Genomic DNA, 14,579 nt, shown 5'->3' on the forward strand with positions numbered 1-14,579 from the left:
AAACATATATGATTCTAATGCTTATTCAAAAGTATCGTCACTAACTTTAGTATTAAATTCTACTGAAAGAACTTCCATATCTAAAGCTTGTGGGCCGAAACTTTGTGCTATTTTATGAGCAAACTTAATTCCATTTACTTCTTTATAATCACTAAATAAAGAAGTTATAACCATAGTACCTCCCATTTCTTCACTTTCTTTAACTTGCATAGCTTTAACAGGCATTCCTGATTCAACATCATACCATTCTGTTTCTTTATTCCCTGTTGGTGACACTTTTTCAATCTTATAAGCATCCTTACCTTCTATAGGTTCTATCCCTAAAAGATTATAAGTATGTTTAGAATCTTTTACATCATCAAACATAACAGAACTTAATTTCATTTCTTCCAACTCATCACCTTCTAAAGTTTTGTTTCCTTGCATGCCACTAACCTTAGCTTCAGTCCCATTAAAAGTTTGTTTCTGAACAACCATAGTTCCCATTGCCATAACCATAGCAAATTTGTTTGGTGCTTTTTGGTAACGAGTAACGCTAATTGATTGCCCTTGTATTGAAGCATTCATTTTAACAGTTAAATCTTTTATTTTACTTAACTTTTTATCTAATGCTTTTCCTTTAGGCATTCCATATTTTGCTAAAATTGCTTTATCTAAAACTGTTTGAGCTGTTACACCTTCGCCTGCTGGCTTAAGAGCCTCAACATAATCATTACCATAAGTATCATAAAAATCAACTTTTTCTCCAGCACTATATTTAGCAGTGTTTTCGGCTACAGCTTTATCTCCAACAATTAAAATATGAGCATTATCTGGTTTAATGTATTTTTCAGCCATTGCTTTTACATCTTCAACGGTAACTGCAGCAACATTTTTTAAATAATTTGCATAATAATCTTTAGGTAAATTATACTTAACAGTATTAATTGCAAAACGAGCTATAGTTTGTGGATCTTGTAAAGTATAAGCAAAAGTACCTGTCATGTAATTTTTAACTCCCTCTAACTCTTCTTCAGTTACATTTTCAGTTACCATTCTTTTTAACTCATTATTAAATTCGAAAATTGCACTATCTGTAACCTCATTTCTAACCTTAGCTGAAGCGTTAAAACTACCAACTAATTCATCTGGAGATAACGAAGAATAAGCGCCATAAGTATATCCATGACCTTCACGTAAATTCATAAACAAACGAGCAGTAGAACCTCCACCTAAAATAGAGTTCATTACTTTTGCTTTAATAACGTCTGGGTTATTTTGTTTTAAATTTACTGGATAAGTAATATTAATAACCGATTGAGTTGATCCTTCTTTATGTACAAAAGCAACTTTAGTTTCTTTTGGAGCTAAAGGAGTTTTATACTTATTTGTAGGAACCTCTCCTTTTTCCCATTTAGAAAAATATTTTTCAATTAATGGTTTCGCTTCAGCTAATGTAATATCACCAACAACAGCCATATAAGCTACATTTGGTTTAAAGTAAGTTTTATAATAATCTTTACATTTATCAAGAGTAATAGCTTCTACAGTTTCTTCTGTAGTGATTTCACCATATGGATGGTTCTTTCCATATAATAAAACTGAACGAACATTACTTGCTATTTCATCAGGATTATCTTTTGAAGACTGTAAGCCAGACAATGTTTGCTTTTTTATTTTATCTAATTCTTCATCTTTAAAATCAGCATTCATTACTACATCAGACATAATATCTAATAATTTTTCTTGATGCTTTTTTAAAGAACCAGCATAAACACTTCTTGATGAAGTATAAAAGTCAGCACCAATAAAATCGATTTGTTCATTAAACTCATCCTTTGTTCTATTTGTAGTTCCTCTACTTAATAATTCTCCTGTTACTGAAGTATAACCAACCATATCTCCTTCCATTACTGGATCGACATCTAAGGATAAAGAAAAAGCAACTTTAGGTAATTTGTGATTTTCAACCACAAAAACTTTCATTCCATTTTCTAATGTAAATGACTGCATTTCTCCTAATTTAATTTCAGGAGCTGCTCCAGGTGCAGGTCGTTTACTACGATCTAATTTTTGAGCAGATACAACACTTGTAAAAATAAGTGCTGCACTTAATATTGATAATATCTTTTTCATCTGTATAATTTTTTATCTTATATTCAATTATTTCTCTTCTGTAGCTGATTTATCTTCTGATTTTGGCAAATAATGTAACACTACTCTATTGTCTTTTCTAAAATACTCGTTTGCAACTCTTTTTATATCCTCTTTAGTTACTTTCAAGTATCTATCAATTTCAGTATTAATTAAGTTTGCATCACCATAATAAACAGAGTAATTTGCTAAGCTTTCTGCAATTCCCTCAATTTTTGAATTTTGAGAAATCATATCATTTTCAATTTGATTTTTTAATTTCTGAAATTCATCATCACTTATAAGTTCTGTTTGAACTTTTTCAACTTCAGCATCAATTGCAGCTTCTAAATCATCAATAGAAACCCCCATATTAGTAATCCCAAACATTAAAGCCATTCCTGGATCTTCAGTTGGAAATGGAAAAGCACCCACAAATAAAGCTTTTTGTTGTTCATCCATTACACTTTTTTGTAAACGAGAGCTTTTACCTTGAGATAAAATTTGAGCTAACATACTAACTGCATAAGAATCTGGTGTTCCTTGAGCAGGTGTGTGATATCCCATCATTACTGCAGGTAATTGAACATTATCATAAATAACATCTCTTACTTCTTCTTTCTTTATAGGCTCAACAACAGTTGGTCTATTCATTTCTTTTGTCCCTTTTGGTATAGAACCAAAATATGTTTCAATCCATTTTTTTAATTGTGGTTTGTTAAAGTCTCCAGCAATAGATAATGTTGCATTATTTGGTACATAGTAAGTTTTATAAAAATCTCTAAACTCCTCAATTTTAGCTTGATTTAAATGCTCTAAAGAACCAATTGGAACCCATTGGTATGGATGTTCAACAAATGCTCTTTTAAACATTTGAGGTAAAAAAGTGCCATAAGGTTGATTGTCATAACGCTGACGATATTCTTCTTTTACAACTTCTCGTTGAGTCTCTACACCTGTTTCATCAATTTTAGCATGTAACAATCTTTCAGACTCTAACCATAAACCTAACTCTAATTGATTTGAAGGTAAAATCTCGAAATAAAATGTTCTATCAAATGATGTATTAGCATTTAAAATACCTCCATTACTTTGAACTAATTTCATGTACTCACCTCTTTCTATATTTTCTGAACCTTCAAATAATAAATGTTCAAAAAAGTGAGCAAATCCAGTTCTTTCTGGGTTTTCATTTTTAGACCCTACATGGTACAATACAGTTACTGCAACAATAGGAGTTGAATGGTCTTCATGTAAAATTACATTCATACCATTTTTGAGTTTGTATTGTTCAAACTCAATCTTATTTTGTGCTTGAACACTCAATATGCCTGCACACAAAGCAACTGACATTAAAATTTTTCTCATATTCTTATCTTTTATTTCTCTAAATAATTATAACACTACGAAAATAGTTAATAATAAAACACTCTACAAAACAATATACACCAATGGTAAAATATTTATGTAAAAGGAAATTTGACTGCTAGACAAACAATAATAGCATTAAGAAATGGTTAATAGCCTAAACTATTTTAGCTATTTTTGAATCCCTGTTAAAAAACAGCGCTTAATTAATGAACAGTAAACTATTTATATCTATCATACTTCTCTTATTAGCGAGTTCAATTCTTAATGCGCAAGAAACTGCAACTATAAAAGGTAAGTTAATTGATAATAAAGACAACCCAATAGAAGGAGCTAGTGTCGCTATAGTTGGAAGTATTAAGGGTGATGTTTCTGATAAAAACGGAAATTTTTCTATTAAAATACCGGCTAATAAAGAAGTAGTTGTTGGCATTACTTTCATTGGATTCACTCCTATTCGAGAAAAGTTTAAATTATCTTCTAATGAAGTATTTATTTTTAACCCAAAACTTAAAAATAGCACCACAAACATTACTGAGTTTGAATTAAAAGAAGAACAAAACAGAACTGAAACGATGGTGAAAATTAAACCCAATTTAGCTTCTGATTTTATGAGTTCATCCGGGAGTTTTGAGGCGATTTTAAAAACATTACCCGGTGTTTCTTCCAACAATGAACTAAGTTCCCAATATTCTGTAAGAGGCGGTAATTATGATGAAAATTTAATTTATGTAAACGATATTGAAATATTTAGACCTTTTTTGATTAGAAGTGGCCAACAAGAAGGATTAAGTTTTATTAATTCAGAAATGGTTAGCGATATAGAATTTTCTGCTGGAGGTTTTGCTGCTAAGTATGGCGATAAAATGGCTTCAGTATTAGATATTACCTATAAAGAACCTGAAGAATTTGAAGGAAGTGTTACGGTAAGTCTTCAAGGAGCTAACATAAACTTTGGTGGAGCTAGTAAAAATCATCGTTTTACTTATTTAACAGGAGCTCGATACAAAACTAACCAATACGTTTTACAAAGCTTAGACACCGATGGAGAGTATCAACCTTCATTTTATGATATTCAAACTTATTTAACTTATGATATTTCTGAAAAATGGGAAATTGGTTTTTTAGGAAATGTTGCTCGAAATAAATACAAATTTATTCCTGACACAAGAGAAACTGAGTTTGGAACCATTAACGAAGCTCTACAATTAACTGTATATTTTGACGGACAAGAAGTTGACCAATTTCAAACTTATTTTGGAGCTATATCCAATACTTTTAAGCCAAAAGAAAATGTTGAACTAAAATTAATTAGCTCTGTTTTTAGAGATTTAGAAGATGAAAGATTTGACATAGAAGGTGGCTATAGAATTGATGAATTAGAACGTGACTTAAGTAAAGATAATTTTGGAGATGTAAAATTTAATAGAGGAGTTGGCACCTACTTAGACCATGCAAGAAACCAACTTGACGCCACTGTTTTTAACATTGAACATAAAGGGAAAATTTACAAATCAAACCATACCACATTTTGGGGTGTAAAATATCAACACGAAGATATTATTGACAAACTAAATGAATGGGGAATAATTGATTCTACTGGGTATCTTACACCTAAACCATTAGATTCTGTTGGTTATGTAAATCCAGCTGCTCAAACACCTCAACTTTTAGAACTTAATGAGGTGTTAAAATCAAAAGTTTCACTTCAAAGTAATAGATACAGTGGTTATTTACAAAGAAGTTATAATTGGGAAAGCGATACAACTAAATATGCTTTTAACATAGGTATTAGAGGTAATTATTGGGATTTAAATAAAGAATTTATTTTTAGCCCTAGAGGATCTTTTTCTATTCAACCAAATTGGAAACATGACTACTTATTTAGGTTATCTGGAGGTGTATATTATCAACCTCCTTTTTACAGGGAAATGAGAGACTTTGATGGTAAAATTAATAGAGATATTAAATCTCAAGTTTCTTACCAAGCTGTTTTAGGGGCTGACCATAATTTTAAAGCTTGGGGACGACCATTTAAATTTGTTGCCGAATTGTATTACAAACACATGGAAAATGTTATTCCATATGAAATAGATAATGTTCGAATTCGCTACTATGCAAAAAACAACGCAAAAGCATACTCTACTGGTGCCGATTTTAAAATTAATGGAGAATTTGTTAAAGGGGTAGAATCATGGTTTAGTATGTCTGTTATGAAAACTGCCGAAGATTTGAAAGACGACTTTTACTATGACTACTACAATAATGAAGGTGAAAAAATTATTCCTGGTTATACGGTTAACAATTCAGCAGTTGATAGTATTAGAATTGAACCAGGATATATTCCAAGACCAACAGATCAAAGAGTAAACTTCTCTTTATACTTTCAAGATTATATTCCCAAATTACCAAGTTTTAAAATGCACATAGCATTATATTATGGAATGGGATTACCTTTTGGCCCTCCAAACACTCAAGAAAGATATAAAGCAACATTTAGAATGCCAGATTACAGAAGAGTAGATTTAGGATTTTCTTACCATCTAAAAAGTGATAAAAAAGAATTTAAAGGTAACAACCCAATCAAACATTTAAAAAATGTATGGATAAGTGCAGAAGTTTTCAATTTACTACAAATCAGTAATGTTATATCTTATTTGTGGTTAGAAGACGTAAGTGGAAGAAGCTATGCTGTTCCAAATTACCTGACTTCACGTCAATTAAACGTGAAACTTCATGTTGATTTTTAATCAAATCAAAATTAAGTTTAATAGCATATTAATTTTTACTACCTAAAATGCTATTTTTGTTTTAAACTAAATCAATTTTAATGAGCACACCAAAAGGAATTCCATCAGTAGATTTATCTGATTTTTTATCAGGAGATGCAACAAGAAAAAACAAGTTTATTCAAGAACTGGGAAAAGCCTACGAAGAAATTGGTTTTGTTGCAGTTAAAAATCATGGTGTTTCAGATAGCTTAATAAATCAATTCTATGATAGAATTCAACAGTTCTTTGCTTTACCTGAGGATGTAAAGAAGAAATACGAAATTGAAGGTGGTGGTGGTCAACGTGGTTATACTTCATTTGGAAAAGAACATGCTAAAGGTATGACTGCAGGAGACTTAAAAGAGTTTTGGCATTTTGGTCAATTTGTTGAAGATAATGACCCAATAGGAGAAGAATATCCTGAAAATGTTAATGTTACTGAAATTCCTGACTTTCTATCTATTGGTAAAGAAGCTTATCAAACATTTGAAAATACAGGACGACATATGCTTAGTGCAATTGCGCTGTATTTAGGATTAGCTGAAAATTATTTTGATGAGCACATTCATAATGGAAATAGTATTTCTCGACCTATTCACTACCCTCCTATTACAGGGGAAATTGAAGAAGGAGCAGTAAGAGCAGGAGCTCATGAAGACATCAATTTAATTACTTTATTAGTTGGAGCTTCAGCAGATGGTTTAGAAGTATTAAACAAACAAAATGAATGGAAAGCAGTAACCTCAATAGAAGATCATATCGTTGTAAATGTTGGTGATATGCTTCAACGTTTAACAAATAATAAATTAAGATCTACAACACATCGTGTAGTTAACCCTCCAAAAGAAAAATTAGGTACTAGCCGCTATTCCGTTCCATTTTTCTTACATCCGCGTTCAGAAATGAAATTAAATTGCCTTCCATCTTGTATCGATGAAAACAATCCAAAAGCATTTGATGATATTACTGCAGGTGAATACTTAATGCAAAGACTTAGAGAAATAGGGTTGATAAAATAAAACAATAATGATACTTGATAAAATTGATAATTATAAACTCTATGTTAATCTTAATCAAAGAATAGCAAGAGCTTTTACATATATTTTAGAAACTGATTTCTCTCAATTATCACTAGGCAAACATCTTATAGAAGGTGAAGATATTTTTGTTCTTTTACAAGAATATGACACTAAAGAAATAGAAAACTGCAAATTGGAAAGTCATAAAAAATATATTGATATACAATTTATGATAAGTGGTGATGAATTAATGGGAATTACCACTTTAAATAATCAAGAAACAACTGAATTTAATGAAGATAATGATTATTATTTTTATAACTCAGATTATACAATTATAAGAGTAAATGAAGGAATGTTTACTATCTTTTTTCCAGATGATATTCACATGCCTTGCATAAAAGTTGAAAACATAGAATTTGTAAAAAAAGTTGTAGTTAAAGTAAAAATTTAATTTATCGTTCTTAAAATAGTTTCTTTAATTAACTAAATAGCTTTCATTGTAACTTTATTCTTTTATGATTTTTCCACTAAACTTATTTTGTTTACCAACTACTGCGACAAAATAAATTCCCGAATTGACATTTAAATCATTTAAAGAAAACTTATTGTTTCCCGAATTTATAATTGTTTTTTGCTGTGATATTAACCTACCAGTACTACTATATAAATAAATAATAACTTCTTCATTTGAGGAACTACTTATTATCATATCTAATTTATTATCTGTTAAATGTAGATTACTTACATCGAAAGAATTTTTAAAACAATTAGATGCAATTATTCTATGATAATGTTCTTTGCCATCAAAATCAACTTGTTTTAACCTATAGTAAGAAGTATTTTCATTAATTAATTTATCAGTAAAAGTGTAGGTGTTTGTAATGTTTGAATTACCTTTTCCACTTATTCGCCCTATTTCATAGAACTCAAAATTTTCATCACTTTTTTCTAAAGCAAAATAATCATTATTGGTCTCTGTTTCTGTTACCCAGTTTAGTATTGTGTTATTTCCATCACATAAAGAAGTAAAACTAACTAGATTAACAGGTAAAACAGGCGAACAATCCAAGGTTGCTCCATTTGTTAAATTCCAATGCAATTCAAAACCAACTGAATTTACATCCCAGTTATCTAACATCAATACATAAATTTCTCCTGCTTGAGCATTTATTGGTTTTAAAAAACCATCTCCATCTGCACCACAACACCCTGCGTACTCGCCATTTTGCTCTATTGTATCGGTTTCAGCAGCAAGCAATCCTGTATTTCCATTGCCATACAATTGAGACGATGAACATCTTAATGTAGGGTCATTATTAAAAGCTGGACATTCTAATGAAGCATAAGGACCCCATACTGCCCAATCGTAATCGGTAGGAGAATCAGGAATAATTTCAAAAGCAATAGTACCTGATGTTGCTGGAGAGAAAGCATACCAGGTAGATTGATTTTCTCCATCAGCAATACAATAATTCCATGGATCTGGAAGTTCATGATACCCTGAACTATTTACCCCTCCAAATAAATTTTCGTCTCCACAAACTACTATTGCTCCTTGACAATCTTCTGGATTAGTAGTTGGAACTATAGCGGAAGGTGTTCCAGAACAAGTTACTGTTCCTTCCCAACCCGATCTGACTGTTGCACCATCAGAATAAAATCGAAATGACAAGCATCCTGAAGAATTTGAGGATGTTGCTTTTACGTTTCCTGATAATGCTCCGTTTCCATCATAAACTCCCAATAAAGGAGCGTGAGCGTCATAACCATCAAAAACATAAAAATAATCAAAACTCCCCTCCGTATTAAAACTTGTAAAATTTACATTAACATATTGACCTGGTGTTGAAGGACAAATGGTTATTAACCCATTTTGATCATTTCCATAATTATTTGTATTACCCGGATCTCTATAAGTATAGCTACCTCCACATTGAATAGTAGTTGAACTAGTACCAGATGATGGATGTATAATGTCAGGACAAGAAAATGTAATTGAAGATGTAGTTGAATAAGAGGTACATCCATTGGTTACCGCTGCTCTAAAAAGAGCTGTTGTATTTGTTGAATACACAAATGGATCTGTTGTTGCTCCGGCAATATTTGTCCAAGTAGTTCCACCATCGGTAGATTGTTGCCATTGAATAGTTCCAGCACCCTCTCCAGCTAATGATAGTGAAGTGCTAACTGTTCCACAAGAGGTTGTAACAGATGAAGACGAAGTACCTGCTACTGTAGCACATGGAGAAAAACAAGTTACATTTGCAGACCAACCTGCTGCAGTAGTACTGTTATCCGATAAGAATACAAAAGTAAGAGAACCATCTGGAGCAGTTGATGTTATAGTCCCGGGACTTCCTCCTCCTCTCCAAGAACCCACAGGACAAGTTGTTGGATTGGATCCAACCCCTAATCCTGATGAAATTAATGTAGCCGCAGTGCTATTTCCATCATAAATCATCATCCCATCATAATTATTCTCAGTTGAAAACGCAGTAAAAGCAACTCTAACTTTCTCGCCAGGATTTGATGGGAAAAATTTCCAAATCATAGTTTGATTATTTCCATAGTCACTTCCGCCATTTAAATCTGTAAAAGTTGTACTACAAGATATAGTAATAACAGATCTCCCAATTGTAGATCTTCTACTATTTGAAGCTGTTCCACAAGCGGCATTAGTATTATAATGAACGTAATGATTACCTGCAACAGCTGCAGTCCATTCTAATGGAGCAAGACCATTTGCAACAACAGCCCCTCCAGAACTTCCTGAACGAACTGTAATATAAGCCCTTGCTCCACCGGTATTATTATAAGAAGATATATATGTTGCACCTGCGACAACTCCTGTTATTGTACTGTACTCACTCTGCCATTGATCTGTTACTATTGATGTTACGACGCTAGCACCAGGAGCAGAGACACTTCCATAGGAAGAACCATTATTACACTGAGCTTTTAATTCATTCATACAAATAGAAATTAAAAGAAACCCTAAAGCGGAAGTGATAATTTTAAATTGAGTATAAAATCTATTCATCGATTAAAAACATTAATTAATAGGCTGTATTAGCAAATTAAACGTTTTCAAATCAAAAAGGATGCTTGATGTTATTTTTTGACGATAATTACATATTTATGTTATTTTTTCAAAAATTATTTTCTTTCCAAATCCTAGAGTATTATCTGTCATTTTAATAAAATTCAATTCAACCCCCCAAACTAGAGATGGCTTAGCTTTTGCAAATGGAAATTTATTGTAATAAACATCATAAAAGCGCTTTTGTCGTTCTCCTTCAGGATTAATAAAATTACCTGTAAACTGTAATCCTTTTATTTTTGCTACAGAAGTTACTTCAGTATTTATAGTGCCTGCAACAATGTTATTCTTAAGAGCTTCACTTATATGACGAGTACTGTCATCCGATAAGAATATTAATATATTTTTTTCTTCATCAAATACATAAAAACAATTTGCACAATATGGCACATTATTAACTGATGTTGCTATTGTCATTACTTTATTTTCTAAGATATATTCACTTATTTTTTTATCCATGATTTAACGTATTACACCTTCAAAATTGAACTTAATATTTTCATTAAAAAAATATAATGAACTGATTTTAATCATAAATTAAGCAGGGTAATTTTCTCATTTTTGAGGAGTGATTCAAGAACATAAATATTACACCCAATCTAGGATTAAAGCACTAAACTACCTCCGTAATATTAAGCGTAGAGATAATTTTTGATGTAACTGAACAGTTGAAATTTCAATTATTCAACAAATACATTTTTCAAATTAACATTATATCAAATTTTTCAATTAAAAAAATGAAACACAAAACGATAATCGAACCGTTTAAAATTAAATCGGTTGAACCAATATATGTTACAACAGAACAACAACGAAAAGAATATTTAAAAGCAGCAAAAAACAATCCTTTCTTATTAAAATCAGATCAGGTAATTATCGATTTTTTAACTGATAGTGGTACTTCTGCTATGAGTGCAGAACAATGGGCAGGAATTATGCGGGGAGATGAATCTTATGCAGGTTCTAAATCTTGGGAACGAATGGAGAATGCTGTAAAGCATTTAACAGGTATGGAATTTATTTTACCTACTCATCAAGGAAGAGCTGCTGAGCGTATTATTTATGGTCATTTAGGTGGTTCTGGAAAAACTTTTATCAGTAACACTCATTTTGATACCACAAGAGCAAATATAGAATTTTCTGGTGCTGAAGCATTAGATATTGCGATTTCTGAATCAAACGATCCATCATTAATCCATCCTTTTAAAGGAAATATTGATATTGGTAGATTAGAAAATCTAATAAATGAAAAAGGAGCAGAAAACATAGGCGCTGTTATTCTTACTGTAACAAATAATAGTGGAGGTGGCCAACCAGTTAGCATGAAAAACACTAGAGAAGTCAGTACTATTTGTAAAAAAAATAATATTTTACTTTTACTTGATTGCTGTAGAGTTGCAGAGAATGCATATTTTATTAAGCACCGCGAAGAAGGTTTTGAAGATAAAACATATGAAGAAATTGCTCAAGAAATGTTTGCCTTAACAGATGGCGCTGCAATGAGCTCTAAAAAAGATGCCTTGGTAAATATGGGTGGGTTTTTAGCACTTAGAAATAAAGAACTTGCAGAAGCTTGCACTATGCTTTTAATTATCACTGAAGGTTTTGCTACTTATGGAGGCTTATCTGGAAGAGATATGGAAGCTTTAGCAATTGGTTTAAAAGAAGTTTTTGATCCCAGTTATTTAGAATACAGGATAAAAAGCACAGCTTATTTAGGTGAGCACCTACATAAAATGGGTGTTCCGGTTATGATGCCTATTGGGGGTCACGCTGTTTATATTGATGCAAAAAAATTGTATTCTCACATACCAGTAAATCAATACCCAGGACAGGCATTAGCTTGTGAATTATACAAAATGGCTGGTATTAGAACTGTAGAAATTGGCTCTGTAATGTTTGGCAAATACGACGAAAATGGAAAATTAATTCCAGCACCAATGGAATTAGTTCGTTTGGCTATTCCTCGTAGAGTTTATACGCAAAGTCATATTGAATATGTAATTGAAACTTTTGACGAAATTTTAAAAACAAAAGACCAGATAAAAGGATATAAAATAACTAAAGAACCTAAGTTTTTAAGACATTTTACAGCTCACTTTGAAGAAATATAAAAGGCTAAAGAAATTAAAAAGATAAAGGAGTTCTAATAGAACTCCTTTATCTTTTTATATCACAAATTAAAACATCATAATTTCTACATTGTTAATTCATCAATCCTAATTATTTCCATTAACTTTGCAATTCTAAAATTTTAAGTAAAATGATAAAAATAACATTACCTGACGGCGCTGTAAAAGAACTTCCTAAAGGAAGCTCAGCAATGGATGTGGCAATTAGCATAAGCGAAGGCTTTGCAAGAAACGTAATTTCGGCAAAAGTAAATGACAAAACCGTAGAAGTTACCACACCTATTACCTCAGATGCTAATGTTACTCTTTATACATTCGATAACGAAGAAGGTAAAAAAGCTTTTTGGCACTCTTCAGCTCACATTTTAGCACAAGCTTTAGAAAAATTATATCCTGGAATTAAATTAACTATTGGACCTGCAATCGAAAATGGTTTTTACTATGATGTTGATTGTGGTAAACATACTATTCATGAATCTGATTTTAAAAAAATTGAAGACAAGTTTTTAGAATTAGCTCGTGAAAAAGCTGATTTTAGTTTACGTGAAGTTTCTAAAGCAGATGCTCTAGAAAAATATAAATCAGAAGGTAATGAGTATAAAGTTGAGTTAATTGAAAACTTAAACGATGGCGAAATTACTTTTTGTGACCATTCAGATTTTACTGATTTATGTAGGGGTGGACACATTCCAAACACAGGAATTGTAAAAGCTGTAAAAATAATGAATGTTGCAGGAGCTTACTGGAGAGCAGACCAAAACAATGCTCAGCTGGTTCGTGTTTATGGAATATCATTCCCTAAACAAAAAATGCTAACTGAATATCTAGAATTATTAGAGCAAGCCAAACAACGCGATCACAGAAAATTAGGTAAAGAATTAGAATTGTTTGCTTTTTCTGATAATGTAGGACAAGGGTTACCTTTATGGTTACCTAAAGGAGCTATGCTTCGTGAGCGTTTAGAAAGCTTTTTGAAAAAAGCACAACTAAAAGCAGGATACTTACCTGTTGTAACACCTCATATTGGTCATAAAAACCTTTACATCACTTCTGGTCATTACGAGAAATATGGTGCAGATTCGTTTCAACCAATTTTAACTCCACACGAAGGTGAAGAGTTTTTATTAAAACCAATGAACTGTCCTCACCATTGTGAAATTTACAAAACATCTCCTCGTTCTTATAAAGATTTACCTATTCGTTTTGCTGAATTTGGTACTGTATACCGCTACGAACAAAGTGGAGAGTTACACGGTTTAACTCGTGTTAGAAGTTTTACTCAAGATGATGCGCACTTATTTTGTCGTCCAGATCAAGTTGAAGAAGAATTCATGAAAGTAATAGATTTGGTGCTTTATGTTTTTGGAGCTTTAGGTTTTGAAGATTTTACTGCTCAAATTTCTTTACGTGACCCTGACAATAAAGAAAAATACATTGGCTCTGATGAAAATTGGGAAAAAGCAGAACAAGCAATTATAAATACAGCCAAAGCTAAAGGTTTAAAAACTGTTGTAGAAACTGGTGAAGCAGCTTTCTATGGTCCTAAATTAGACTTTATGGTTAAAGATGCTTTAGGAAGAAGTTGGCAATTAGGTACAATTCAAGTAGATTACAACTTACCTGAGCGTTTTGAACTAGAATACAAAGGCAGTGATAATGAGATGCATAGACCTGTTATGATTCATCGTGCACCATTTGGATCTATGGAGCGTTTTGTAGCTGTTTTAATTGAACATTGTGGCGGAAATTTCCCTCTTTGGTTAACTCCAGAACAAGTAGCAATTTTGCCAGTAAGTGAAAAGTACAATGAAAATGCCCAAAATATTTTAAAATTGCTAAATAATTACGATATTCGCGGCTTCGTAGACGAAAGAAACGAAAAAGTTGGCAGAAAGATTAGAGATGCAGAAGTTGGTAAAGTACCGTTTATGTTGATTATCGGAGAGAAAGAAGCCGAAACCAATGTTGTTTCGGTAAGAAAACATGGCGAGGGAGATATAGGAGAATTTAGTATTGAAGAGTTTGCCAATATTATAAACGACGAAGTAAAAAAAGATTTAAATAATAACTAATT

Annotated in this window: 9 protein-coding genes; 5 read left to right on the forward strand and 4 right to left on the reverse strand. The window is 31.7% G+C overall.

The window, feature by feature from the left end:
• Positions 1-21: 21 nt before the first annotated feature.
• On the reverse strand, positions 22-2,115 hold the full coding sequence (locus FRY74_RS00590) for an insulinase family protein (protein ID WP_147097592.1): 2,094 nt from the start codon (positions 2,113-2,115) through the stop codon (positions 22-24).
• Between the two features lie 27 nt (positions 2,116-2,142).
• Complete coding sequence (locus tag FRY74_RS00595) at positions 2,143-3,480, reverse strand: M16 family metallopeptidase (protein WP_147097594.1); 1,338 nt, start codon at positions 3,478-3,480, stop codon at positions 2,143-2,145.
• Positions 3,481-3,689: 209 nt separating this feature from the next.
• Here FRY74_RS00595 and FRY74_RS00600 point away from each other — a divergent pair, with 209 nt between their 5' ends.
• The 3 genes from FRY74_RS00600 to FRY74_RS00610 all read left to right on the forward strand — a co-directional run bounded on the left by FRY74_RS00600 (position 3,690) and on the right by FRY74_RS00610 (position 7,724).
• Positions 3,690-6,230 (forward strand): TonB-dependent receptor, encoded by a 2,541-nt coding sequence (locus FRY74_RS00600; RefSeq protein WP_147097596.1) that lies wholly within the window; start codon positions 3,690-3,692, stop codon positions 6,228-6,230.
• An 80-nt stretch (positions 6,231-6,310) separates the two neighbouring features.
• Positions 6,311-7,270 carry an isopenicillin N synthase family dioxygenase gene (locus FRY74_RS00605; RefSeq protein WP_147097598.1) on the forward strand — a complete coding sequence of 320 codons (960 nt, stop codon included), beginning with the start codon at positions 6,311-6,313 and terminating at the stop codon, positions 7,268-7,270.
• Between the two features lie 7 nt (positions 7,271-7,277).
• On the forward strand, positions 7,278-7,724 hold the full coding sequence (locus FRY74_RS00610) for a YhcH/YjgK/YiaL family protein (RefSeq protein ID WP_147097600.1): 447 nt from the start codon (positions 7,278-7,280) through the stop codon (positions 7,722-7,724).
• A gap of 54 nt (positions 7,725-7,778) precedes the next feature.
• Here FRY74_RS00610 and FRY74_RS00615 read toward each other — a convergent pair whose 3' ends face one another.
• Both FRY74_RS00615 and FRY74_RS00620 read right to left on the reverse strand, forming a co-directional pair.
• The gene (locus FRY74_RS00615) at positions 7,779-10,313 is read right to left on the reverse strand and encodes a CUB domain-containing protein (RefSeq protein WP_147097602.1); all 2,535 of its coding nucleotides are present in this window, start codon (positions 10,311-10,313) and stop codon (positions 7,779-7,781) included.
• A gap of 96 nt (positions 10,314-10,409) precedes the next feature.
• Entirely contained in the window at positions 10,410-10,832 is a 423-nt protein-coding gene (locus FRY74_RS00620; RefSeq protein ID WP_147097604.1) for a hypothetical protein, read from the reverse strand.
• Positions 10,833-11,110: 278 nt separating this feature from the next.
• Here FRY74_RS00620 and FRY74_RS00625 point away from each other — a divergent pair, with 278 nt between their 5' ends.
• Positions 11,111-12,487, forward strand: a complete 1,377-nt coding sequence (locus FRY74_RS00625; protein ID WP_147097606.1) for a tryptophanase — start codon at positions 11,111-11,113, stop codon at positions 12,485-12,487.
• A 149-nt stretch (positions 12,488-12,636) separates the two neighbouring features.
• Complete coding sequence (thrS, locus tag FRY74_RS00630) at positions 12,637-14,577, forward strand: threonine--tRNA ligase (RefSeq protein ID WP_147097607.1); 1,941 nt, start codon at positions 12,637-12,639, stop codon at positions 14,575-14,577.
• Positions 14,578-14,579: the final 2 nt, after the last annotated feature.

The organism is Vicingus serpentipes, assembly GCF_007993035.1.
Taxonomy (GTDB): Bacteria; Bacteroidota; Bacteroidia; order Flavobacteriales_E; family Vicingaceae; genus Vicingus; species Vicingus serpentipes.

Excerpts from the sequence above, each read along its gene's own strand:
- FRY74_RS00625 (WP_147097606.1), top strand. The coding sequence starts at position 11,111 with ATGAAACACAAAACGATAATCGAACCGTTTAAAATTAAATCGGTTGAA.
- FRY74_RS00595 (WP_147097594.1), bottom strand. The coding sequence starts at position 3,480 with ATGAGAAAAATTTTAATGTCAGTTGCTTTGTGTGCAGGCATATTGAGT.
- FRY74_RS00610 (WP_147097600.1), top strand. The coding sequence starts at position 7,278 with ATGATACTTGATAAAATTGATAATTATAAACTCTATGTTAATCTTAAT.
- FRY74_RS00600 (WP_147097596.1), top strand. The coding sequence starts at position 3,690 with ATGAACAGTAAACTATTTATATCTATCATACTTCTCTTATTAGCGAGT.
- FRY74_RS00590 (WP_147097592.1), bottom strand. The coding sequence starts at position 2,115 with ATGAAAAAGATATTATCAATATTAAGTGCAGCACTTATTTTTACAAGT.
- FRY74_RS00605 (WP_147097598.1), top strand. The coding sequence starts at position 6,311 with ATGAGCACACCAAAAGGAATTCCATCAGTAGATTTATCTGATTTTTTA.
- thrS (WP_147097607.1), top strand. The coding sequence starts at position 12,637 with ATGATAAAAATAACATTACCTGACGGCGCTGTAAAAGAACTTCCTAAA.
- FRY74_RS00615 (WP_147097602.1), bottom strand. The coding sequence starts at position 10,313 with ATGAATAGATTTTATACTCAATTTAAAATTATCACTTCCGCTTTAGGG.
- FRY74_RS00620 (WP_147097604.1), bottom strand. The coding sequence starts at position 10,832 with ATGGATAAAAAAATAAGTGAATATATCTTAGAAAATAAAGTAATGACA.